This is a genomic window from Acidimicrobiia bacterium, from assembly GCA_016650365.1.
In the GTDB taxonomy this organism is placed as follows: Bacteria; Actinomycetota; Acidimicrobiia; order Spongiisociales; family JAENVV01; genus JAENVV01.
On sequence record JAENVV010000155.1, the window covers coordinates 1 to 1625 of the forward strand.

Annotated in this window: 2 protein-coding genes; one reads left to right on the forward strand and one right to left on the reverse strand. The window is 60.8% G+C overall.

All coding sequences use genetic code 11. From position 1 onward, the window contains the following. Positions 1–1024, reverse strand: a 1024-nt coding sequence (locus JJE47_09440) for an ATP-dependent DNA ligase (GenBank protein MBK5267643.1), incomplete at its 3' end; no start/stop codon positions are given. A 235-nt stretch (positions 1025–1259) separates the two neighbouring features. On the opposite strand from JJE47_09440, the gene JJE47_09445 reads away from it, so the two are divergent. Beyond that, on the forward strand, positions 1260–1625 hold a 366-nt coding region (locus tag JJE47_09445; protein MBK5267644.1), incomplete at its 3' end, for a tyrosine phenol-lyase.

Genomic DNA, 1625 nt, shown 5'->3' on the forward strand with positions numbered 1-1625 from the left:
CCGCGTCCAGGGCGGCCTGAGCCTCGGCCGGGTCGTCGGTGACCAGAATGGGCACTCGCATTCCTTCGGGCACGATGGCATGCAAACGCGCCAGGCGATCGACTAGTGGGACCTCGAGCAGGTCTTCCCCGTCGACCTGCAACAGGTCGAAGAAGAATGGAGACAAGGGCGTCTCGTCCTTGATTTCGTGGGCGCCAAACTGGCTCATGGTGGCTTGGAACCGTAAAGGTCTTCCGTCAGGGCCGACCGCCAACGCCTCCCCGTCGGCGATCAACGAATCGATCGGCAACCCGAGTGCGGTGGCCACGATTCCTTGAAGCCGGGCAGTTACATCGTTGAGGTTTCGAGTGAAGATCCGCACGTGCTGGCCGGTTCGATGCACCTGAATGCGAGCCCCGTCGAGTTTCCAGTCGACGATGGACAATCCCGAAATCGCCTCAGTCACATCGTTCGCGGTACTGGCCAACATGGGACGAACCGGACGGAACACTTCCATACGGAACCCGCTGAGTGCCTCCTCGCCGCCGTCCATCGCCGCCTCTGCGGCGGTGGGCAGCGCCCCTCCCAGCATGACGGCCCGTCGGACCAGATCGGCATCGACCGCCGCCGCGATTGCGATCGCCTCAATCACCACCCCTTCCAGCGCGCCCTGTCGAATCCCACCGGTCAGGATTTGTCGCAAATAGCCCCGCTCAGCTTCAGTGCATCTGGCGAACATTCGGTTGATGCTGTCGGTCCGGCGAGCCACCGATCCCGGTCCGGCGAGGCCGGCCAGATCGGTCAACCAGACATCGACGTCTCCAACGGTGACAGTCGATTCAGAGGCCGTATCGACTTGCACTCCGTACGCCGATGCATACCCGACTCCGATCTTGCCCTGCCGCGGCTCGCCAGCCAGCAAAGCGACCAGGACACCCGGCTCGTCGGACCGGGAAATCATCCCCGCCAACAATTCAGTCTTGAGTTTCCTCGACCGGGTACTCGCCACCAGGTTCGATACGCCAACGACTTCCTGCAGCAACATTCGTCAAACTCTAGGTACGACGACCTGCGTAGGCTCCGCCCGATTGAGGCACCGCTACCAAGACGCACCGCTACCAAGCGGAGCAGAAGTGGCCAACAACTTTGAAAACGACGATGAGTACATCGCACCGTTCCTCGAGGTACAGGTTGACGCCGCTTCAAATGAAAGCACCGAGCGGCTAGTCGGTACCGGGCAGCTACCTATGCTTGGCAAAACGGCAACAACAGGAGTCAACATGGAACGACGGAGCTGGGCCGAGCCCTACAAAATCAAGATGGTCGAACCCATCAAGATGACCACACCGGCCGAACGTGAGGCCGCGATCGTCGACGCCGGGTTCAACACGTTTCTTCTGAAGTCCGAAGACGTGTACATCGATCTCTTGACCGATTCGGGCACGTCCGCCATGTCAGATGCCCAGTGGGGGGCGATGATGATGGGAGACGAGGCCTATGCCGGTTCCCGCAGTTTCTATCGTCTCGTCGACGCCGTGACCGACGTCTATGGGTATGAAGAACTCATCCCGACCCATCAAGGCCGGGGCGCCGAGCATATCTTGAGCCAGATCCTCATCAAGCCTGGTGACGTGATCCCCGGAAAC